Genomic DNA, 22,471 nt, shown 5'->3' with positions numbered 1-22,471 from the left:
GTCAGCCGCCGAGGTAGGCGCGGCGCACGGCCTCGTTGCCGAGCAGCGCCGCGCCCGTGTCGGCAAGCACCACCTTGCCGCTCTCGAGCACGTAACCGCGATCGGCCACCTGCAGCGCCTTGTTGGCGTTCTGCTCGACCAGGAACACCGTGATGCCCTCGTCGCGGATGGTCTTCACGATCTCGAAGATCTGCGCAATGATCATCGGCGCCAGGCCCAGGGTGGGCTCGTCCAGCAGCAGCAGGCGCGGGCGGCTCATCAGCGCGCGCCCGATGGCCAGCATCTGCTGCTCACCGCCCGACATGGTGCCGGCCCGCTGGTTGGCGCGCTCCTTCAGGCGCGGAAACAGGGAGTAGACGTGCTCCAGCCCCCGCGAAACTTCGCGCCCCTGCAGGAAGAACGCGCCCATCATCAGATTCTCGGCGACGGTCAGGTCGGGAAACACGCGGCGGCCTTCCGGCGAGACGGCGATACCGTGCCGCATGATCCGATGGGTCGGCCACCCGGTGATGTCCTCATCCTCGAAGAGCACGGCGCCCGAGCTTGCTCGCGGCGAGCCGCACACGGTCATGAGCAGCGTCGTCTTGCCGGCCCCGTTGGAGCCGATCAGGCTGACGATCTCGCCCTGGCGCACCTCGATCGACACGCCGCCCAGGGCCTCGATCGCGCCGTAGTGCGTATGGACATCGCGCAGCGCCAGCATCACGCTTCCCCCAGATAGGCCTTGATCACCCGCGGGTCGTTGCGTACCGCGCCGGGCGAGCCGGTCATGATGGGCTCGCCGTGCTCCATCACCAGGATGCGGTCGGAGATGCCCATGACCAGGCTCATGTCGTGTTCGATGAGCAGCACCGCCACGCCGTGCTCCCGGCGCAGGCGGTCGATGAGCTGGCGCAACTCGACCTTCTCATGCGGGTTCAGGCCCGCCGCCGGCTCGTCGAGCATGAGCAGGCGCGGCTCGGTGACCATGCAGCGCGCGATCTCCAGGCGTCGCTGGTGCCCGTAGGCGAGCGTGCCGGCCTCGCGGTTGGCGAAGGCGAGCAGCCCCAGCCGCTCCAGCCAGGCCGCGGCGCGCTCCAGGGCCTCGGCCTCAGCGCATCGATAGCGCCGGGTCGCCAGCAGCCCGGACCAGAGCCGCGTATCGACCTTGCGGTGCTGCGCGACCAACAGGTTCTCGAGCACGGTGAGCTGCTTGAAGAGCCGCACGTTCTGGAAGGTGCGCACCAGCCCGTAGTGCGCCACCTTGTGGCTGGGCAGGCCGGCGATCGGCTTGCCGTCCATGAGGATGCGGCCGCTGCTCGGCTTGTAGAAGCCGCCCACGCAGTTGAACACCGTGGTCTTGCCGGCGCCGTTCGGCCCGATGATCGCGAACACCTCGTGCTCGCGCACGTCGAAGCCCACGCCGTTGACCGCAAGCAGGCCGCCGAAGCGCATGCTGAGCTCGGCCACCGACAGCAGCACCGCGCCATCGGCGTGCGCGGCCGGCGGATTCTGCACGGCGGCGCTCATCGCTTGAGCTCCACCTGCGGCCGGCGCATGGGCAGCAGGCCCTGCGGCCGCCAGGCCATCATCAGCACCATCACCAGGCCGAACAGCAGCATGCGGTATTCGGCGAACTGGCGCGCCAGCTCCGGCAGCAGCGTGAGGAACACCGCGGCCAGGATCACGCCGAGCTGCGAGCCCATGCCGCCCAGCACCACGATGGCGAGGATCAGGGCAGACTCGATGAAGGTGAAGGACTCCGGATTGACCAGCCCCTGGCGCGCCGCGAAGAAGGCGCCGCCGAAACCGGCGAACATGGCGCCCAGCGTGAACGCCGACAGCTTGATGCGAGTGGGGTTCAAGCCCAGCGAGCGCGCGGCGATCTCATCCTCGCGCAGCGCCTCCCAGGCGCGTCCCACGGGCATGCGGATGAGGCGGTTCGACACGTAGAGCGTCGCCAGCGCCAGCAGCAGGGCCATCAGGTACAGGAAGATCACCATGTGGATGCTGCTGAACTCCCAGCCCATGAACTGGTGAAAGCTCACCTGGTCTTCGGCCGGCCGGCGCGTCATCTCCAGGCCGAATACCGTGGGCTTGGGAATGCCGGGCACCCCGTCGGGTCCGCCCGTCAGGCTGGTCAGGTTGACGAGCAGCAGGCGGATGATCTCGCCGAAGCCCAGGGTGACGATGGCCAGGTAGTCGCCGCGCAGGCGCAGCACGGGGAAACCAAGCAGAAAGCCGAACAGCGCGGCCATCGCCCCGGCCACCGGCAAGGCCTCCCAGAAGCCGAAGCCGAAGAACTTGAAGAGCAGCGCGTAGGTATAGGCGCCCACGGCATAGAAGCCGACGAAGCCCAGGTCGAGCAGGCCGGCGAAGCCGACCACGATGTTCAGCCCCAGGCCGAGCATGACGTAGATCAGCACCAGCGTGGCCAGGTCGACCGCGCCGCGCGTGCCGAAGAACGGCCAGACCAGCAACACCGCGAGCAGCAGCCCCACGGCCACCTTGTGGTGGGCGGGCTGCAGCGCCGGCAGCACCGGCAGGCGCACGTGCGCCCCGACCTTGGCGAAGGACGGGCGCACCAGTTGGAAGACGAAGACGATGGCCGCGGCGCCGAACACCAGCGCCCAGTGCGGCTGCAGCGTGTTGAGTGCGCCTTGGCGCACGATCTGCAGGCCGAAGATCGGCGTGACCAGCACGATGGTGGCCAGCGCGGCGATCACGGCACTCTTGAGCTGCGCGCGCATCAGACTTTTTCCACTTCAGGTTTGCCGAGCAGGCCGGTCGGGCGGAACAGCAGGATCAGCACCAGCAGCAGGAAGGCCACGATGTCCTTGTACTGCGAGGAGATATAGCCCGCTGCGAAGGTCTCGGCCAGGCCGAGCAGCACGCCGCCCAGCATGGCGCCCGGGACGCTGCCGATGCCGCCCAGAACCGCCGCGGTGAAGGCCTTGATGCCCGCGATGAAGCCGATGAAGGGGTTGAGCTTGCCGACCGACAGCGCGATCAGCACCCCGCCCACCGCCGCCAGCATCGCGCCCAGCACGAAGGTGAACGAGATCACCCGGTTGGTGTCGATGCCCAGCAGGTTGGCCATGCGCAGGTCTTGCGCGCACGCCCGGCAAGCCCGCCCCATGCGCGAATACTTGATGAACAGCGTGAGCGCGATCATCAGCACCACGGTAACGACGATGATGAGGATGCGCGAATACGGCGCGGTCACCACGAAGCCGGAAGCGAGCTCCATGCTCACGCCGCCGCCGATCAGGTAGGGCACGGCCACGTCGCGCGCGCCCTGGCCCAGGGCCACCCAGTTCTGCAGGAAGATCGACATCCCGATGGCCGAGATCAGCGCAACCAGGCGCGGCCCGCCGCGCACCGGCCGGTAGGCCACCCGCTCGACCGAGAAGCCATAGACGCCGGTCACCGCCACCGCGGCGACCAGCATCACCGCCAGCAGCAGCGGCAAAGGCAGGCCGCCGCCCACGCCGACGGCCGTCAGCGCGACCAGCCCGGTATAGGCGCCGATCATGTAGATTTCGCCGTGGGCGAAGTTGATCATGCCGATGATCCCGTAGACCATCGTGTAGCCGATGGCGATCAGCGCGTAGATCGCCCCCAGGCTCAAGCCGTTGAACACCTGCTGGATGAAGAAGTCCATGCTCGCTCGCTTAGGAAGCACACTGGCGGCGGCTTCGTGGGCCGCCGGACTGGCCGCGCCTGAATCTTGGGGACAGGCGCGGGACTTCGTCAAGCGTTGCGCGCTGGCGCGCACGGGCCGGGCCCAGTCCTCAGGCGCCGAACTCCTGCCCCATCTCTCGCGCGCGCTCGGCGGCGGCACGCATGGCTCGCGCGATCGTGGCTTCCAGGCCCTGGGCCTGCATGACGCCAATGGCCGCGGCCGTCGTGCCGCCCTTGGAGGTGACGCGCTGGCGCAACACCTCGGGGCTCTCGTCGGATTCAGCCGCCAGGCGCGTGGCGCCGGCCAGCGTCGCCAGGGCGAGCTGGCGCGCCTGTTCGGCGCTCAGCCCGAGCGACACGCCGCCGTCGATCAAGGCCTGGATCACGAGAAAGACGTAGGCCGGGCCGCTGCCCGAGAGCGCCGTCACGGCATCCAGCGCGGCGTCGTCCGCCACCCAGGTCACTTCGCCGACGGCCGACAGCAAGGTGGTGGCCAACTTGCGGTCGGCGGCGCCCACGCCCGCCTGCGCCGCCAGGCCGCTCGCGCCCGCGCCGATCAGCGCGGGCGTGTTGGGCATGCAGCGGATGACGCGCCCGTGCGGCTGGCCGCCCTCGCCCAGCCAGCCGGCCAGCGTGTCCCCGCGCAGCCCGGCGGCCACGCTGATCACCAGCGTGTCGCGCAGCCAGGGACGCGTCTGCGCGACGACCTCCTTCATGATCTGCGGCTTGACCGCGTACACCCAGACGGCCGCGCGCGCGAGCGCCTCGTCCGGCTGCGCGGCGACGCTCGCGCCGCGTGCCCGCCAGGCGTCGTGGCTCTGGACGTTGGGGTCCAGCACGTGGATGCGCTCCGCGCTGACGACCTTGCCGGCGAGGCCGCCAGCCAGTGCAGCGGCCATGTTGCCGCCGCCGATGAAGGCAATCGAAGTATCGATCATATGTGGATGCAGAAATGTTGGGTTGACGACGGTGGGCCGCCTGCGCCTGGACGCGGAACCGCTCGCCGCCAACGGGGCGCCTTGGACGCCGTGGCAGGCTCGCCGCGCCAGGCCTCGTCCCGAAGGACGAGATTTGCGCATCGGCCCGGGATCAGCGCATCAGCGTGGCTGCCAGCACGCCGGCAAAGACGGCGAAGCCGAACCAGGTGTTGTTCAGGAAAGCCCGGAAGCACGGCCCGCGCTCGCGGTGCCGTATCCAGACCAGATGGCGCACAGCAATGCCGGCGGCCGCCAGCAGCCCGGCATAGTACGGCCAAGCCAGATGCAGCATGCCGCCGACCACGGCGAGCAGCACGAGCGTGACGGCATAGCAGATGCCCACGGCCACCACGTCCCAGCGGCCGAAGGTGACCGCCGAGGTTTTCAGGCCGAGCTTGAGGTCGTCGTCGCGATCGACCATCGCATACTCGGTATCGTAGGCCACGGCCCAGAACACGTTGGCGAGCAGCATCAGCCACGCGGCCGCAGGCACCGTCCCCTGGATGGCCGCGAACCCCATCGGAATGCCGAAGCCGAAGGCGATGCCCAGATAGGCCTGGGGAATCGCGAAGAACCGCTTCATCAGCGGATAGGTGAAGGCCACCACCAGCGCCACGCAGGCGAGCGCCCAGGTCAGGCCGTTGAGCGGGATCACCAGCAGAAAGGACACGAAGGCGAGCACGCCCGCGACCGCGAGCGCTTCCTTACCGGAGATCAGCCCGGAAGTCAGGACGCGATCGTGGGTACGCTCGACGTGCAGGTCGAAATCGCGGTCGAAATAGTCGTTGATGGCGCAGCCCGCCGATCGCATCAGCGCCGTGCCCAGCGTGAAGATCACCAGGATGTGCAGCGGCGGCGCGCCGTCGGCTGCCAGCCAGAGCGCCCACAGCGTGGGCCAGAGCAGCAGCAGAATGCCAATCGGCTTGTCCAGGCGAACCAGACGCACATAGAGCGGAAGACGGGCGGCGACGGATGTCATGGCACGGACTCGGTAAAGGGTTCGCCACCGGATCGCGCCAGGACCGTGCCGCCGCGACCGTGGGAACCGGCGCCGGGTGCAGCGTCCCGGCGCCATCGAAAATGAAAAAAGGCGGGCTCGCGCCCGCCGGGGCCTGCCAACGCGGCGTTCTGCCGCTGTGTTCTTGCCTGGCGAGCCCTGTCGCGCCGGTTATTTCACGGACTTCTTGGTGCCGTCCGAGGACCACTCGAACACGTCGAACTCGAACTTCTCCAGGTCGCCCTGCTCGTTGAAGCTCACCGGCCCGATGGGGGTGTCGAAGGTGTTGGCGTGCAGGTACTTCGCCACCTCCTCCGGATCCTTGCTCTTGGCGCCCTTCATGGCGTCGACCAGCACCTGGGCGGCGGTATAGGCAGTCATCTGGAACGCACCGCCCGGATCGCGCCCCTTGTCCTTGAACGCCTTGACGATCTCGGCGTTCTTGGGGTCCTGGGTGAAGTCGGCCGGCAGCGTCACGAGCATACCATCGGCGGCCTTGCCGGCGATGGCGTTGATGTCGTTGTTGCCCACGCCTTCCGGGCCCATGAAGCGGGCCTTGAGCCCCTGCTCGTTGGCCTGGCGCAGCAGCAGGCCCATTTCAGGGTGATAGCCGCCGTAGTAGACGAAGTCCACGCCCGCCGAGCGCAGCTTGGTGATGATCGCCGAGTAATCGCTGTCGCCCGCGTTGATGCCTTCGAACAGGGCGATCTCGATGCCGGCCTTCTTCAGGTCGTCGCGCACCGCAGTGGCGATGCCCTGACCGTACGACTGCTTGTCGTGCAGCACGGCGACCTTGGTCGGCTTGACGCTGGCGATGATGAACTCGGCAGCCGCCGGGCCCTGCTGGTCGTCGCGGCCGATGGTCCGGAAAATGGTGTGGTAGCTCTTGCCGTCGGTCAGCGCCGGCGAGGTCGCCGAGGGCGACACCATGACCACGCCTTCGTCGTCGTAGATGTCGGCCGCGGCGATCGTCGCGCCGGAGCACACGTGCCCGACCACGAAGCCGATCTTATCGTTGACCACGCGGTTGGCCACCACGGGCGCCTGCTTGGGCTCGCAGCCATCGTCCAGCGTGACGACACGCAGTTGCTCGCCGTCCACGCCACCGGCGGCATTGACCTGCTCGACCAGGGTGTTGACGCCTTCCTTGACCATGTCGCCGTACTGGGTGACCGGGCCCGTCATCGGGCCGGCGATGGCGATGGTGATGTCGGCGCGCGCGGCGGCGGAAGTCCCGAGCGCCAGGGCGCCCAGGGCCAGGGCCAGGGCCAGGGCCAGGGCCAGCGGCAGTTGGCGGAACCGGATGTTCATGGATTTGCTCCTCGTGTCGTGCTCTGGGTTCGATGGACAGCGAATGGCAGGGATTACTGCAGCAGGCTGCGCAACATCCAGGCGGCCTTCTCGTGCACGTCCAGGCGTTGGGTCAGGAGATCGGCGGTGGGCTGGTCATTCGCGCCGTCGGCGGCGCCGAATGCGGCGCGCGCGGTCTTGGCGACCGACTCGTTGCCCTTGGTGAGCAGGCGCACCATCTCCAGGGCCTCCGGCACGTCCTTGGGCTCGCTGATCGACGAGAGCTTGGCGTACTCGCGATAGGTGCCGGGCGCGAAGTGGCCGAGGGCGCGAATGCGCTCGGCGATGACGTCCAGCGAATTCCACAGCTCGGTGTACTGCTCCATGAACATGTTATGGAGCGTGTTGAACATCGGGCCGGTCACGTTCCAATGGAAGTTGTGAGTCATCAGATAGAGCGTGTAGGTATCCGCCAGGACCTTGGACAGCGCCTCCGCGACCTTGGCGCGATCCTTTTCGGAGATGCCGATGTCGATGGCAGGAACGCTCGCTTTCTGGGAATTGCCCATCAAAGACTCCTTCTGTGAAAAACGGTGACGTGAAGATAGTAGATCGCTCGCGGCGCGCGCGGTCAAGCGCCGCCATAGCCATCGGGATTGGCCGACTGCCAGCGCCAGCCGTCGGCGCACATCTGCTCGATGGTGTACTGCGCGCGCCAGCCCAGCAATTCGTGCGCCAGGCCGGGGTCGGCCCAGGCCTCGGCAATGTCGCCGGGACGGCGTGGCGCGATCCGGTACGGCACGCGCCGCCCGCTCGCCCGCTCGAAAGCGCGCACCAGTTCCAGCACGGTCGTGCCCTGCCCGGTGCCCAGGTTGACCACGGTGAAGCCCGGCGCGCGCTCGGCGTGCTCGACCGCGTGCACGTGGCCGCGCGCCAGATCGACGATGTGCAGGTAGTCGCGCACACCGGTACCGTCCGGCGTGGGATAGTCGTCGCCGAACACGGCAAGCTCGGGCAGCTTGCCCACCGCGACCTGGGTGATGTAGGGAAAGATATTGTCCGGCGTGCCGCGCGGGTCCTCGCCGATCAAGCCGGACGGATGCGCGCCGATCGGATTGAAGTAGCGCAGCGTGACGGCGCTGAAACCCGGATCGGACACGCAGACGTCGCGCAGCACCTGCTCGATCATCGCCTTGGACTGGCCGTAGGGCGTGGCCGGCGAAATACGATGCGTTTCCGTATAGGGCTGGAATTCGGGCTCGCCGTACACGTTCGCAGACGAGCTGAAGACGAAGCGCCGGATGCCGGCCCGCTGCATCGCCTGCAGCAGCACCAGCGTACCGTGGACGTTGTTGTCGTAGTAGCGCAGCGGGTCGGCGACCGACTCGTTCACGACCTTGCGCGCGGCCAGGTGCAGCACACAGCCCACCGGCTCGCCGCTCGCGGCGGCCTCGGCGAAGACACGGTCGAGCATGGCGGCATCGCGCACGTCGCCTTCGATGCAGGGCACCTCGACGCCGGTGATGCCCGCCACGCGCTGCAGCGCGGCACGGCTGCCGGTGGAGAAATCGTCGAACACGACAGGGCGCACGCCGGCCCCGATCAGTTCGACCAGCGTATGTGTACCGATGTAACCGGCACCGCCGGTGACAAGTAGCGTCTCAGCCATGTATTGCCAGGGTTGCACAAAACCCCATTATCGTCGCAAGCGCAAAGCATGGTGGCTTAATCATCCCATCTGCAGGCCCGAGTCGCCATACAATCCCTCAGTCCGCGGACTGCCGCGGGGCCCCGACCGACGCTACAACCCGCCTCACATGCATCGCCCCTTGACCCGACGCCACCGGCGCCTTCACGAACAACTACTTCTGTCCTGGTTGTTCACCATGCTCGTGGGCGCGCTGATCGCGGTGCTGCTGCCGGCCTGGGGGCTGTGGGGCACGGCCGGTCTGCGCTGGCCGGACGACGGGCAGCGCAACGCCATGGTCGCCGCCTTTCTCGCTTACGCGCTGTCGCACCGCTCGCTGCACGTGCTGTTTCGCTACCCGGGCTCGCGCTCGCCGATCCATATCGCGCCGTACGTGCTGCTCACCTTCGCCGCCGCGGCGCTGATCATGCTCGCCCTGCGCCTGGACATGTCGCGCGCGCTCATGGCCAGCAGTTGCGTGCTGAGCATGCTCTGGTGCTACATCGACTTTCGCCTGCGCGAGCGGTACCAGCGGCCCAAGCTCGCCGTCGTGCCGTCGGGCAGCGCACTCGAGCTTTTCGGGCTGCCCAACGTCGACGCGCGCCGGCTGACCGGGCCCACGCTGGGCGAGTCGCGCTACGACGCGGTGGTGGCCGACCTCGATCACCTGCCCGGCCCGGAATGGGAACGCTTTCTCGCCCATTGCGCCCTGTCGCGGGTGCCGGTGTACCACGCACGCCAGATGTTCGAATCGCTGACCGGGCGGGTGCGGGTCACGCACATGTCGGAGAACCCGATGGGCGCCCTACTGCCCTCGCCCGGCTACGAGCTGCTGAAATACGTCTTCGACGTGGCGTTCATCCTCGCCACGCTGCCGATCACGCTGCCCCTGGTGCTGCTGACCGCGCTCGCCATCCGCCTGGAGTCGCGCGGGCCGGTGATCTTCACCCAGGAGCGCATCGGCCAGGGCAACCGGCCCTTCCAGATCTACAAGTTCCGCAGCATGGCGGGTGCCTCGGACGACGTCGCCCGCTTCGCCGGCGAGAACGACGTGCGCATCACGCGGGTGGGCGCCATCATCCGCAAGCTGCGCATCGACGAGATCCCGCAGTTCATCAACATCCTGAAGGGCGAGATGAGCCTGATCGGGCCGCGCCCCGAACAGCTCGCCTTCGTCGAACGGTTCGATCGCGAGATCCCGTTCTACACCTACCGCCACGTGGTGCGCCCCGGCATCACCGGCTGGGCCCAGGTCACCCAGGGCTACGTCGCGAGCGCGGACGCCACGCGCACCAAGATCGAACTCGACTTCTACTACATCAAGCACTGTTCGCTCGCGCTCGACCTGCTGATCGTGCTGCGCACGATCCAGACCGTGCTGACGGGGTTCGGCGCCCGCTGAGGCACGGGACGCGGCCGCAGCCTGCGGTTTACTTCAGTTATCCATGGCGCTGCGCGCCACCCCGACGTATGAAACAGCGGTGATGCGATCCGGGGCACAGCGGAGCCGGCTCCGCCGGTCCGCCAGTACCGCCCCTTGGGGGGCGCGCGTAAGCGCCTAGAGGGGGAGCCTTCACGCGTAGAGGGGGAGCCTCTACTTCAATTCGCTCAGGCGGTATTGCTTGACCTCGCCCTGCTCGACCATCCCCACCGGCGTATCGCCCACGGTGCCGCCATCCGCGTCGATGTCGGTGATCTCGTGCGGGTTGTGTGCGATGTCCAGGCTCTTCAGCGCCTCGCCGAGCTTGGCGCGGATCGCTTCCGGATCGTCGACCGTGCCCGCCAACTGCATGGCCTTGGCGATCGCGTGCACCATGGTGTAGTTCAACGACATTTCCGAGGTCGGCTCACGCTCGCCATTGGCCGCCTTGTACGCCTTCACGAATTCCTCGGCTCCCGGCCGGTTGTCGCTCACCAGCGGCATGGTGCCGATCGCGCCCTCGAGCATGGCGTAGCCGTCGGTCACCCGCGCCATCTCGTCGAGCTTGGCCTGGTCCATCAGGATGAACCCGCCCTTGAAGCCCAGTTCGCGCGCCTGCTTGACCACCAGCGCCGTGGGCTCGGAAGCGCCGCCGACGAACATCACGTCGGGCTTGGCGGCCAGCACGCGGCTCACGCCGCTGTAGAAGTCGGTCGCCTTGTTGTAGGACATGGGATTGTTCGCCACCACTTCGCCTCCGGCCTTCTCCCAGGCAGGCACGAAATCCTTGACCCAGGCCTTGGCGTAGTCGTGGTCGGCCGGCGCCAGCGCCACCTTCTTGCCGAAGCGCTGCATCTGGGCATTGATGAAAGGATCGATGTAGCCGGTGTATGCCGGCGGAATGCGGATGGTCAGCTTGTTATTCGACGCGGTGATCGCCGGCACGCTCGAATAGGCCATCAGGAGGAAGTTCTCCTGCTGGTTGAAGGCCTGCAGCGCGAAGATGCCGCCCGAGTGCGGCACGAAGATGGCGGGGGCCTTGTACTGCTGCACGAGACGCCGGGCATTGATGGCAGCTTCGGCCGGCGAATACTTGTCGTCCAGCGCCACGAACTCGAGCTTGTACTGCTTGCCGTTCACCTCCAGGCCAGCCTTGTTGATCTCATCGGCTGCCATCTGCAGGCCCGACATCACGTTCTTGCCGTAGAGTGCGGCGCCGCCGCTCAGCGGCCCGGTGAAGCCGAGATTGATGGTTTCCTGCGCCCATGCCGCGCCGCTCGCCGTCAACGCCCCGGCGAGCGCAAGCGCACGCGCCAACTGATTGAGCATTCCTGTGAACTTCATTGAGTCTTCTCCTTGTCGTGGCGGCTTCAGCCGCCGATATAGGCCTTGCGTACACCCTCGTTGCCGAGCAATGCGTCGCGATCGCCCTCCAGCACGATGCGTCCGCCTTCGATGACATAGCCGCGGTCGGCGATGGCCAGCGCGGAATATGCGTTCTGCTCGGCCAGCAGTACCGTGGTCCCCGCCCGGTTGATCCGCTGTATGACCTCGAACACCTGGCGCACCACCAGCGGTGCGAGCCCGAGCGATGGTTCGTCGAGCAACAGCGCGCGCGGGCGCCCCATCAATGCGCGCCCGATCGCCACCATCTGCTGCTGGCCGCCGCTAAGCGAACCGGCCGGATCGTCCTTCTTCTCGCGCAGGATCGGGAACAGATCGAACACCTCCTCGAGCGAGCGCCGAACACCCTCGCGATCCTTGCGGTGCACATACGCGCCCAGCGTGAGATTCTTCTGTACCGACATTCCGGGAAAGAGCTTGCGTCCCTCGGGGCAGTGCACCAGGCCGCCCTCGACGATCTGGGACGGCTTCATGCCCGACAGCTCCATGCCGTCGAACTGTATGCTGCCCGAGGCGGGGCGGTGGATGCCGCTCATGGTAAGGAAGATGGAGCTCTTGCCCGCTCCGTTGGCACCCAGCAGCACCACCAGTTCGCCGGGTGCCGCGTGCAGGCTGATGTCGTCCAGCGCACGGAAGCTGCCGTAGGACATCGACAGCCGGTCAAGCTTGAGCATAGTCGGCTCCCAGGTAGGCTTCGATGACGAGCGGGTTGGCGCGCACCTTGTCGGGCGGGCCGTCGGCGATCTTCGCGCCATAGTTCAGCACGACGATGTGATCGGCCAGGCTCATGATCATGTCCATCTTGTGCTCGATCAGGCAGACCGTCTTGCCGTGCTCGGCGAGCTTGCGGATCAGGCGTGCCAGCGAGACGGTCTCCTCCGGGTTGATGCCGCCGGCCGGCTCGTCCAGCAACAGGAGCTGGGGGTCGGTCGCCAGCGCCAGCGCGACGGCCACGCGCTTGCGCTCCTCCTGCGAGATGTCGCCCGCGAGCCGGTCGGCGATGTGCGACAGGCCGACGAACTCGAGCGATTCTTCGGCCTTGCGCCGGCACAGGGTCTCTTCCGTGCGCAGCCGAGCCGATCCGAGGATGACGTCCCACAGACCCGAGCGCGTGCGCAGGCGGTGGCCGACGATCAGGTTGTCCATGACCGTGGCGCTGTCAAAGAGGTGCGTGCTCTGGAACGTGCGCGCCACGCCGCGCACAGCCACTTGATCGGCGCGCATGCCGGTGATGTCCTCGCCGTTGAGCAGGATGCGCCCCTGCGTGGGCGCCACCGCGCCGGCGATCAGGTTGAAGAACGTGGTCTTGCCGGCGCCGTTCGGCCCGATGATGGCGCTGATGTGCCCCTTGCGGAACTGGGCCGAGACATCGTTGACCGCGGTCAGGCCGCCATAGCGCTTGGTGAGATTGACGACCTCAAGCATGGTTCTGCGCCTCCTTCACGCCGACCTGCGACGACTGTCTGTTTTTTGCGGCGGCCTGCGCGGCCAGCTTGCGCGCGCGCCGCTTCCGGTAGGTGCCGACGATGCCGTCGGGCACGAAGATGAGCAGCAGAATCAGCAAGGGGCCGAAGACCACCATGCGGTAGTCCTGCAGGAACTGCAGATACTGCGTGATCCACGGGACGATCAGCGCACCGAGCACCGGCCCGAGCACGGTGCCGATGCCGCCGATCAGCATGAACATCACCATGTCGAAGGTATGCGTCACGTAGGCCATGTCGGGCCCGAGAAAGCGCACGTGGCCCGCATAGAGCCCGCCTGCGAAGCCGGCGTAGAACACCGACAGCACGAAGGACAGGATCTTGGTGCGCATCAGATTGATGCCCAGCGCCTCGGCCAGGGCATCACTGTTGCGCACCGCCGTGAAGCTGCGGCCAATGATCGACGCCACCAGACGACGCATCAACCAGACGCCCACGACCAGGAAGGCCAGCGCCAGGTAATACATCGACATGGGCGTATCGAAGTCGAAGGAGCCGATGCCCGGAGGCGCCGGAATCCCCATGATGCCCACGGTGCCATGGGTGATGCTGTCGCTCTTCTCGATGAAGAGAAAGATGATGTAGCCCACGCACAGCGTGAAGATCGAGAAGTAGTGCCCCTTCAGGCGCAGGCAGAGCACGCCGATCAACAGGCCGATCACCGCGCTCACCACCCCGGATAGCAGGAACGCGATCCAGAAGGGAACGCCGTAGTCCACCGTGAGGATGCCCACGGTATAGGCGCCGATCGCCATGAAGCCCGCATGCGCCAGATTGAACTGCCCGGTGCAGCCTGTGATGAGGTTCAGGCCCAGCGTGGCGATGGCGAGGATGAACGCCATCGTCATCACCGTCAGGTGGTACGAATTGCCCGCGACGAACGGGTAGACGACGGCCAGCAGCAACAGCAGCAGCCAGCCGTAGGTGCCTTCGATGCGTGCCATGTCAGTGCGCTCCTTTCGCCGGAAACAGCCCCTGCGGCCGCAAGGACAGGATGATCACCAACAGAAGAAAGGCGATGATGTCCTTGTAGTCGGTGGAGAAGTAGAAACCGCCGAAGCTCTCGGCCATGCCGATGATGAGCCCGCCGATGATGGCGCCGGGCACGCTGCCCATGCCGCCCAGGATGATGATCACGAACGCCTTGGTGATGACCAGGTTCCCCATGGCCGGATAGACCAGGTTGATCGGTGCGTACAAGGTGGCCGCGACCGCGGCGAGCGCGCCGGAGATGGCGAACACGAGCAGGGTCACGCGCGTGGCGTCGATGCCGACCAGCGCCGCGCCCTCGCGATCCTGCGCCATGGCGATGATGGTCGAGCCCGTCACCGTGCGGGTCAGGAACAGGTGCAGCGCGATCATGAGCGCGAAGGCCGCACCCACGATCAAGGCGCGCTGCCCTTGCATAGTCATGCCCAGGAACTCGATCAGCCCGCCGTAGGGCGTCTGCATGCGGTGGAAATCCGCGCCCCAGATCACCTGGGCGCCCGCCTCGAGAAAGAGCAGGATGCCGATGGCCGCGATCATGTCGTGCAGCGGGGGCGCGTTGCGCAGCGGGTGAAAGACCAGCCGTTCGGCCAGCATCGCCAGAACGGCAACGGCCAGCGCCGCGCCCAGCATCGCCAACCAGTAGTTGAGCCCCCAGGCGTTCATGAGATGGAAGGCAACATAGGCGCCTGCCATGTAGAACGCCCCGTGGGCAAAGTTAGGCACATGCAATATGCCGTAGACCAATGTCAGACCCAGCGCGACCAGGCTGTACACCCCGCCGATGGTCAAGCCGTTCAGCAACTGCTGAAAGAACAACTCCATTACCTCGCTCCTCATGTATCCCGGCGCTCGCCGGACAGCTCGCACGCCGTGCGGCGTCTGCTGCTTGCCATGAAGATTCTCTGAAGGAGGCTGGCGCGCGGCAAGCGGGCACCTTGAAAGGTTCCACTGTGCAGCACGTTTTCGGGAAAACCCGAAGGCCGATACGGTGGACAGAAGCCCATCGCGTGACAGCAAGGGTTGGGTCGATGAGGCGGGATTGCGCGTGCTGAGCTGTCTGCCATGCACCATTGCGCGGGTTCGCGGGTTCGAAACCGCTTGAGATACCAAGCCCATTGCGGGCTTAACAGGTGCGAGACGTCAGCCCCTACGACGACACCGTCCACGGCGTCACATCAAGCCGCTGCGAGCCCGGGACGTCAAGCCGAGCGCGCCCGCGCCGAGGGTGGCGGGCCCGACGGGAGAGGCACGCTCAACGCAGCATGGTGTGCAGCCGCGCCGACAACTCGAGCAGCCGGGGACGCACGACGCTCAGCAGATAGTTCTGCGACATCTCCGACACCGGACCGCCGCAGTTGATCGCCACCACCGGCCGGTTCATCCCCGACGCCACCGGCACGGCGATCGCGTTGACGCCGCGCTGCCAGGCGCCGAACGAGCAGGTGCAGCCCAGCCTGCGGTATTCGCGCAGCGCCTGCTCGACCATCTCGCGCGAGGTTTCCCAGCATTCCGGCTTGCGCTCACGTACCTTGACCATGATCTCGGCACGATCGGCGTCGTCGATACCCGCCAGATAGGCACGCCCGATGGCCGAAGTCACCATCGGCAGCCGCGTGCCTACGCCCATCATCGATCCCACCGCGGGTCCGCTGCGACACACTTCCAGATAAAGCATGGAAGTACGGTTCGGAATGGCCAACGACACCATGCCGCGCGACTCGTCGGCGAGAGCCTGCATCATGGGACGCGCAATCTGCGCCATGTCGAGCCGTGCCAGGGCCGCGCCGCCCAACGCCATGGTCGCGTCGCCCAAGCGGAATTTTCCCGTGTCGCGGTCATGAGACAGATAGCCCTGCCGCAACAGCGTCTGTGTCAGGCGCGAGACCGTGGACTTGGGCAGCCCGCAACGGCGGGCCAGCTCCTGATTGCTCAGCGAACTCTCGCCCGAGCGAAAGCACGCAAGAATGTCCAGACCCCGAGCCAGCGCGGTGACGAAATGACGATCAGCGGGGGAACGGCTCTCTGCCGGGGCGGCATCTTTCTGAGAGCGGGGAGGCAGAGCGAGAACCTGAGCATGCATGATGAACGTGCCAGATGAATTACCGTCGCAGCACGGAATACGCAGATATTCTACGCTTTCCTTCCATACCCACCCCCGGCCAGCGCACGCGGAACCTGACTAGAGTGTTCCGCAGAGCGAAAGGACAGCCGAGTGAGGAGCTTTCTGTACCAAGCTTGCCCCCCGGCGCTCGTCCCGCCTGCTCGGCGCTGAGCGCTGGAGTTTTAGGGGGCGGTAAAAGACAAAGCCCCGTATCCTTTTGGATACGGGGCTTTGTGGTGTAAGAGCCTGACGATGACCTACTTTCACAGACGTACGTCCACTATCATCGGCGCAAAGGCGTTTCACGGTCCTGTTCGGGATGGGAAGGAGTGGGGCCACCTTGCTATGGTCGTCAAGCGTAACGGGTTGCGCTGCGGTCGGTTGGACAGCAGCGCCAATTCGGAAGAAGCGTTGGCCGTCGCGTTGGCGACGACACCAGTATTCGTGTGTTCTGCGTTGCGGGTGTTGTGGATTGCACGGCACGCGCTACAACCATCAGGGTTATAGGATCAAGCCGCACGGGCAATTAGTACTGGTTAGCTCAACGCATTACTGCGCTTACACACCCAGCCTATCAACGTCCTGGTCTCGAACGACCCTTCAGGGGGCTCAAGGCCCCGGGATACCTTATCTTTAGACGAGTTTCCCGCTTAGATGCCTTCAGCGGTTATCTCTTCCGTACATAGCTACCCGGCAATGCCATTGGCATGACAACCGGTACACCAGAGGTACGTCCACTCCGGTCCTCTCGTACTAGGAGCAGGCTCCATCAAGTATCCAACGCCCACGGCAGATAGGGACCAAACTGTCTCACGACGTTTTAAACCCAGCTCACGTACCACTTTAAATGGCGAACAGCCATACCCTTGGGACCGGCTACAGCCCCAGGATGTGATGAGCCGACATCGAGGTGCCAAACACCGCCGTCGATATGAACTCTTGGGCGGTATCAGCCTGTTATCCCCAGAGTACCTTTTATCCGTTGAGCGATGGCCCTTCCATTCAGAACCACCGGATCACTATGTCCTGCTTTCGCACCTGTTCGACTTGTCAGTCTCACAGTTAAGCACGCTTATGCCATTGCACTATCAGCACGATTTCCGACCGTACCTAGCGTACCTTCGAACTCCTCCGTTACACTTTGGGAGGAGACCGCCCCAGTCAAACTGCCCACCATACACTGTCCCCGATCCGGATAACGGACCTAGGTTAGAACCGCAAACAAGCCAGGGTGGTATTTCAAGGTTGGCTCCACGCGATCTGGCGACCACGCTTCAACGCCTCCCACCTATCCTACACAAGCCGATTCACAATCCAATGTAAAGCTACAGTAAAGGTTCATGGGGTCTTTCCGTCTAGCCGCGGGTAGATTGCATCATCACAAACATTTCAACTTCGCTGAGTCTCGGGAGGAGACAGTGTGGCCATCGTTACGCCATTCGTGCAGGTCGGAACTTACCCGACAAGGAATTTCGCTACCTTAGGACCGTTATAGTTACGGCCGCCGTTTACCGGGGCTTCGATCAAGAGCTTGCACCCCATCACTTAACCTTCCGGCACCGGGCAGGCGTCACACCCTATACGTCCACTTTCGTGTTTGCAGAGTGCTGTGTTTTTATTAAACAGTCGCAGCCACCGATTCTCTGAGACCCCTTCACGCTAAGCACGCAGGTGCTTCACGCTACAAGGGCATACCTTATCCCGAAGTTACGGTATCAATTTGCCGAGTTCCTTCTCCCGAGTTCTCTCAAGCGCCTTAGAATACTCATCCCGTCCACCTGTGTCGGTTTGCGGTACGGTCTCGTACAGCTGAAGCTTAGAGGCTTTTCTTGGAACCACTTCCAGTCACTTCGCGAGACATGCTCGCTCGATCCATACCCTTGAATTACGCGCCCGGATTTGCCTGAAGCGCCATCTTCGATACAGAAACAGGGACATCCAACACCCTGATGACATTCCGCGATCCGTCCCCCCATCGCACTGTACGACGGTGCTGGAATATTAACCAGCTTCCCATCAGCTACGCATCTCTGCCTCGCCTTAGGGGCCGACTCACCCTGCGCCGATGAACGTTGCGCAGGAAACCTTGGACTTACGGCGAGAGGGCTTTTCACCCTCTTTATCGCTACTCATGTCAGCATTCGCACTTCTGATACCTCCAGCAGCCTTTACAAGCCACCTTCGCAGGCTTACAGAACGCTCCCCTACCGCGTGCACAAAGTGCACACCCGCAGCTTCGGTATATTGCTTAGCCCCGTTACATCTTCCGCGCAGGACGACTCGATCAGTGAGCTATTACGCTTTCTTTAAAAGATGGCTGCTTCTAAGCCAACTTCCTGACTGTCTGTGCCTTCCCACTTCGTTTCCCACTTAGCAATATTTGGGGACCTTAGCTGGCGGTCTGGGTTGTTTCCCTCTTGAGTCCGGACGTTAGCACCCGGTGCTCTGTCTCCCAAGCTGGACTTGCAGGTATTCGGAGTTTGCCATGGTTTGGTAAGTCGCCATGACCCCCTAGCCATAACAGTGCTCTACCCCCTGCAGTCATACTTGAGGCACTACCTAAATAGTTTTCGGGGAGAACCAGCTATTTCCAGGCTTGTTTAGCCTTTCACCCCTATCCACAGCTCATCCCCTAACTTTTCAACGTTAGTGGGTTCGGTCCTCCAGCACGTGTTACCGTGCCTTCAACCTGGCCATGGATAGATCGCCTGGTTTCGGGTCTACACCCAGCGACTGAACGCCCTATTCGGACTCGCTTTCGCTACGCCTTCCCTATCCGGTTAAGCTTGCCACTGAATGTAAGTCGCTGACCCATTATACAAAAGGTACGCAGTCACCCCACAAGGAGGCTCCTACTGTTTGTATGCATACGGTTTCAGGATCTATTTCACTCCCCTTCCGGGGTTCTTTTCGCCTTTCCCTCACGGTACTGGTTCACTATCGGTCGATCACGAGTATTTAGCCTTGGAGGATGGTCCCCCCATCTTCAGACAGGATTTCACGTGTCCCGCCCTACTTGTCGCATGCCTAGTTCCACCTCGATGATTTCGTCTACAGGGCTATCACCTGCTATGGCCGGAGTTTCCAATCCGTTCGACTATCAAAGAAGCTAAATCATGCAGGCTGTTCCGATTTCGCTCGCCACTACTTTCGGAATCTCGGTTGATTTCTTTTCCTCGGGGTACTTAGATGTTTCAGTTCTCCCGGTTCGCCTCCGCTGGCCTATGTATTCAGCCAGGGATACACCCGAAGGTGTGGGTTTCCCCATTCGGACATCTGCGGATCAAAGCTTGTTTGCCAGCTCCCCGCAGCTTTTCGCAGGCTACAACGTCCTTCATCGCCTGTGATCGCCAAGGCATCCACCGTATGCACTTAGTCGCTTGATCCTATAACCATGATGGCTATAGTGACCTGAGTATTCGCGCTTGTGCCGTTCGTCGGTCTGAGTAAACATGCCTTTCGACATGCCTTGAGACTTCTCGAACTATGTATGCAATCACAACCCGTCATATTCAACGCTGCGCAAGATCGAACTTGCCGCGTGAACACACGTTACTTGTTGTTGCTTCTTCCAAATTGTTAAAGAACAGCCGTCGGGCACTAACCCAACCGTCAATGCACCAGGTCTTACCCCATGCACTCACGCTTGGACTCTGCCGTCGCGTTGTCATATTCAGGTTGCAGAATCACCAGTCAATGGTGGAGGTGAACGGGATCGAACCGATGACCCCCTGCTTGCAAAGCAGGTGCTCTCCCAGCTGAGCTACACCCCCAGATCACGCCATCATCGCCATGAACCGCTTGGGTACTTCGTGGTGGGTCTGGTTGGATTCGAACCAACGACCCCCGCCTTATCAAGACGGTGCTCTAACCGACTGAGCTACAGACCCGTCGTACCGCCAGGATCTGCGCCATCCAGGCCACCGGAGTAAGGATAAACTCCATGCACCCGATGCCTCGATCCTACAACCTGATAACTAACAACCGATAAGAGTGGACGCTTGCGCGATTTGGCGCTTGCTCTGAAAGGAGGTGATCCAGCCGCACCTTCCGATACGGCTACCTTGTTACGACTTCACCCCAGTCATGAATCTCACCGTGGTAAGCGCCCTCCTTGCGGTTAGGCTACCTACTTCTGGTGAAACCCACTCCCATGGTGTGACGGGCGGTGTGTACAAGACCCGGGAACGTATTCACCGCGACATGCTGATCCGCGATTACTAGCGATTCCGACTTCATGCAGTCGAGTTGCAGACTGCAATCCGGACTACGATCGGGTTTCTGGGATTGGCTCCCCCTCGCGGGTTGGCGACCCTCTGTCCCGACCATTGTATGACGTGTGAAGCCCTACGCATAAGGGCCATGAGGACTTGACGTCATCCCCACCTTCCTCCGGTTTGTCACCGGCAGTCTCATTAGAGTGCCCTTTCGTAGCAACTAATGACAAGGGTTGCGCTCGTTGCGGGACTTAACCCAACATCTCACGACACGAGCTGACGACAGCCATGCAGCACCTGTGTTCCGGTTCTCTTTCGAGCACTCCCAGATCTCTCTAGGATTCCAGACATGTCAAGCGTAGGTAAGGTTTTTCGCGTTGCATCGAATTAATCCACATCATCCACCGCTTGTGCGGGTCCCCGTCAATTCCTTTGAGTTTTAATCTTGCGACCGTACTCCCCAGGCGGTCAACTTCACGCGTTAGCTGCGCTACTAAGTCCCGAAGAACCCAACAGCTAGTTGACATCGTTTAGGGCGTGGACTACCAGGGTATCTAATCCTGTTTGCTCCCCACGCTTTCGTGCCTGAGCGTCAGTGTTATCCCAGGAGGCTGCCTTCGCCATCGGTGTTCCTCCGCATATCTACGCATTTCACTGCTACACGCGGAATTCCACCTCCCTCTGACACACTCTAGCCCGGTAGTTAAAAATGCAGTTCCAAAGTTGAGCTCTGGGATTTCACATCTTTCTTTCCGAACCGCCTGCGCACGCTTTACGCCCAGTAATTCCGATTAACGCTTGCACCCTACGTATTACCGCGGCTGCTGGCACGTAGTTAGCCGGTGCTTATTCTGCAGGTACCGTCATCCGGTCAGGGTATTAATCCGACCGATTTCTTTCCTGCCAAAAGTGCTTTACAACCCGAAGGCCTTCATCGCACACGCGGAATGGCTGGATCAGGGTTTCCCCCATTGTCCAAAATTCCCCACTGCTGCCTCCCGTAGGAGTCTGGGCCGTGTCTCAGTCCCAGTGTGGCTGGTCGTCCTCTCAAACCAGCTACGGATCGTCGCCTTGGTAGGCCTTTACCCTACCAACTAGCTAATCCGACATCGGCCGCTCCAATAGTGAGAGGTCTTGCGATCCCCCCCTTTCCCCCGTAGGGCGTATGCGGTATTAGCTACGCTTTCGCGTAGTTATCCCCCGCTACTGGGCACGTTCCGATGCATTACTCACCCGTTCGCCACTCGCCACCAGACCGAAGTCCGTGCTGCCGTTCGACTTGCATGTGTAAGGCATTCCGCTAGCGTTCAATCTGAGCCAGGATCAAACTCTTCAGTTCAATCTCTGATAAATTTCCGTACTGTTTAGGTACGTCGCTCGCTCAAAGGAAGACAAGTTGGATTCGAAAATCCGTCCTGACTTCTTTCGGTATGAGCACTTGATTCGTTCGCATCACTTCCCGTCCGAAGACCAGAAGTGAATCGCGCCGCTTCACCAAGCGCCCACACTTATCGGCTGTTATATTGTTAAAGAGCGGTACCGCCAAAATTCTGTACTGCGCACTGCTTTGCTGCTATTCTCTACCCTGATTCGCTGCATCGCTGCGGCGTCGTCATCAGCAGAGAAACGAGATTATGAAGAAGTTTTTTTCGTTTGTCAAGCCAGCGTTTCGTCAGACTCAATCGCTCACTCGACAACTTCTTCACGCCTCGGTTTGCTGAACACTCTCTCGCGAGAACCCTCACCAAACCGCTCGCCGCGCCCTTCCGGGCACTTGCCTCACCCGCCGTTTCGCGTCGCATTCAGCGATCAACGTGTCAGCAGCGAAGCCCTGAACTATAACACAGCTTTTAACGCTGTGTGCAAGAAGTTTTTTACCGGAAGATTCTCATCCCACCGCGCTCGCCCCAACCCGCAGAACCAGCAAACTTCCCGCCCCGCCCCTCACTCCGGCTGTCTACCAGCGCCGCGCCGCTCTTTCGAACAACGCCTGAGAAGCGAAGCCTTGAACTATAACACAACGGTCATCGTCGTGTGCAAGCTGTTTTTCAACACCCCGCCTCAGGACACCCAGCCCGGAAAAACCCCGCCCAGCGCCTAAGCACCCGACCAAGACCCTTCCCAAACCGCCTCGCCGCCTTGAACCCGGCTGTCTACCGGGCCGCCCACCGCATCTACCGGCAAACCCGATCGATGTAACGTTGCGTGAGCAGCGAAGACAGAAACTATAGCACGGAAAAA

General features: G+C 63.2%; 16 protein-coding genes, 2 tRNA genes and 3 rRNA genes. 1 reads left to right on the top strand and 20 read right to left on the bottom strand.

Annotation, left to right across the window (positions count from 1 at the left end; all coding sequences use genetic code 11):
• Position 1 precedes the first annotated feature (1 nt).
• The 9 genes from FOZ76_RS19235 to galE form a co-directional block, all read right to left on the bottom strand.
• Positions 2 to 703: an ABC transporter ATP-binding protein gene (locus FOZ76_RS19235; RefSeq protein WP_143949906.1), complete on the bottom strand. Its 702-nt coding sequence runs from the start codon at positions 701 to 703 to the stop codon at positions 2 to 4.
• Positions 703 to 1,509 (bottom strand): high-affinity branched-chain amino acid ABC transporter ATP-binding protein LivG, encoded by an 807-nt coding sequence (gene livG, locus FOZ76_RS19230; protein WP_143949905.1) that lies wholly within the window; start codon positions 1,507 to 1,509, stop codon positions 703 to 705. Before livG ends, FOZ76_RS19235 begins: the two co-directional genes overlap by 1 nt.
• Positions 1,506 to 2,729, bottom strand: a complete 1,224-nt coding sequence (gene livM / locus FOZ76_RS19225; protein ID WP_143949904.1) for a high-affinity branched-chain amino acid ABC transporter permease LivM — start codon at positions 2,727 to 2,729, stop codon at positions 1,506 to 1,508. The genes livG and livM overlap by 4 nt, the downstream gene beginning before the upstream one ends.
• A complete protein-coding gene (gene livH / locus FOZ76_RS19220; RefSeq protein WP_143949903.1) occupies positions 2,729 to 3,643 on the bottom strand; it encodes a high-affinity branched-chain amino acid ABC transporter permease LivH in 915 nt (304 codons plus the stop codon). Before livH ends, livM begins: the two co-directional genes overlap by 1 nt.
• A gap of 130 nt (positions 3,644 to 3,773) precedes the next feature.
• The gene (proC, locus tag FOZ76_RS19215; protein WP_143949902.1) at positions 3,774 to 4,601 is read right to left on the bottom strand and encodes a pyrroline-5-carboxylate reductase; all 828 of its coding nucleotides are present in this window, start codon (positions 4,599 to 4,601) and stop codon (positions 3,774 to 3,776) included.
• Between the two features lie 151 nt (positions 4,602 to 4,752).
• Entirely contained in the window at positions 4,753 to 5,619 is an 867-nt protein-coding gene (gene ubiA, locus FOZ76_RS19210; protein WP_143949901.1) for a 4-hydroxybenzoate octaprenyltransferase, read from the bottom strand.
• Between the two features lie 189 nt (positions 5,620 to 5,808).
• Positions 5,809 to 6,948, bottom strand: a complete 1,140-nt coding sequence (locus FOZ76_RS19205) for a branched-chain amino acid ABC transporter substrate-binding protein (protein WP_143949900.1) — start codon at positions 6,946 to 6,948, stop codon at positions 5,809 to 5,811.
• 53 nt (positions 6,949 to 7,001) lie between these two features.
• Complete coding sequence (locus FOZ76_RS19200; RefSeq protein WP_143949899.1) at positions 7,002 to 7,496, bottom strand: Dps family protein; 495 nt, start codon at positions 7,494 to 7,496, stop codon at positions 7,002 to 7,004.
• A gap of 62 nt (positions 7,497 to 7,558) precedes the next feature.
• A complete protein-coding gene (galE, locus tag FOZ76_RS19195; RefSeq protein ID WP_143949898.1) occupies positions 7,559 to 8,596 on the bottom strand; it encodes a UDP-glucose 4-epimerase GalE in 1,038 nt (345 codons plus the stop codon).
• Between the two features lie 160 nt (positions 8,597 to 8,756).
• On the opposite strand from galE, the gene FOZ76_RS19190 reads away from it, so the two are divergent.
• Complete coding sequence (locus tag FOZ76_RS19190) at positions 8,757 to 10,016, top strand: sugar transferase (protein ID WP_211366328.1); 1,260 nt, start codon at positions 8,757 to 8,759, stop codon at positions 10,014 to 10,016.
• Between the two features lie 192 nt (positions 10,017 to 10,208).
• On the opposite strand, the gene FOZ76_RS19185 is transcribed toward FOZ76_RS19190, so the two are convergent.
• The 11 genes from FOZ76_RS19185 to FOZ76_RS19135 form a co-directional block, all read right to left on the bottom strand.
• Positions 10,209 to 11,378: an ABC transporter substrate-binding protein gene (locus FOZ76_RS19185; RefSeq protein ID WP_143949897.1), complete on the bottom strand. Its 1,170-nt coding sequence runs from the start codon at positions 11,376 to 11,378 to the stop codon at positions 10,209 to 10,211.
• A gap of 26 nt (positions 11,379 to 11,404) precedes the next feature.
• Positions 11,405 to 12,112 (bottom strand): ABC transporter ATP-binding protein, encoded by a 708-nt coding sequence (locus FOZ76_RS19180; RefSeq protein WP_143949896.1) that lies wholly within the window; start codon positions 12,110 to 12,112, stop codon positions 11,405 to 11,407.
• Positions 12,099 to 12,863 carry an ABC transporter ATP-binding protein gene (locus tag FOZ76_RS19175; protein ID WP_143949895.1) on the bottom strand — a complete coding sequence of 255 codons (765 nt, stop codon included), beginning with the start codon at positions 12,861 to 12,863 and terminating at the stop codon, positions 12,099 to 12,101. Before FOZ76_RS19175 ends, FOZ76_RS19180 begins: the two co-directional genes overlap by 14 nt.
• Complete coding sequence (locus FOZ76_RS19170; RefSeq protein WP_143949894.1) at positions 12,856 to 13,866, bottom strand: branched-chain amino acid ABC transporter permease; 1,011 nt, start codon at positions 13,864 to 13,866, stop codon at positions 12,856 to 12,858. Before FOZ76_RS19170 ends, FOZ76_RS19175 begins: the two co-directional genes overlap by 8 nt.
• Position 13,867: 1 nt before the next feature.
• On the bottom strand, positions 13,868 to 14,734 hold the full coding sequence (locus tag FOZ76_RS19165) for a branched-chain amino acid ABC transporter permease (RefSeq protein ID WP_143949893.1): 867 nt from the start codon (positions 14,732 to 14,734) through the stop codon (positions 13,868 to 13,870).
• Between the two features lie 430 nt (positions 14,735 to 15,164).
• Positions 15,165 to 15,992, bottom strand: a complete 828-nt coding sequence (locus tag FOZ76_RS19160; protein ID WP_143949892.1) for an IclR family transcriptional regulator — start codon at positions 15,990 to 15,992, stop codon at positions 15,165 to 15,167.
• Positions 15,993 to 16,257: 265 nt separating this feature from the next.
• Positions 16,258 to 16,370 (bottom strand): 5S ribosomal RNA (gene rrf / locus FOZ76_RS19155).
• 148 nt (positions 16,371 to 16,518) lie between these two features.
• Positions 16,519 to 19,399, bottom strand: a 23S ribosomal RNA gene (locus tag FOZ76_RS19150).
• Between the two features lie 311 nt (positions 19,400 to 19,710).
• Positions 19,711 to 19,786, bottom strand: a tRNA-Ala gene (locus FOZ76_RS19145).
• A gap of 40 nt (positions 19,787 to 19,826) precedes the next feature.
• Positions 19,827 to 19,903, bottom strand: a tRNA-Ile gene (locus FOZ76_RS19140).
• Positions 19,904 to 20,038: 135 nt separating this feature from the next.
• Positions 20,039 to 21,569: ribosomal RNA gene (locus FOZ76_RS19135) — 16S ribosomal RNA — on the bottom strand.
• Together the 16S, 23S and 5S rRNA genes with 2 tRNA genes alongside form the textbook arrangement of a ribosomal RNA operon.
• Positions 21,570 to 22,471: the final 902 nt, after the last annotated feature.

The sequence above is a fragment of the Verticiella sediminum genome, assembly GCF_007558815.1.
Lineage (GTDB): Bacteria > Pseudomonadota > Gammaproteobacteria > Burkholderiales > Burkholderiaceae_B > Verticiella > Verticiella sediminum.
The sequence above is the reverse complement of the archived record's forward strand: the minus strand, read 5'-3'. Positions and strand labels throughout refer to the sequence as shown.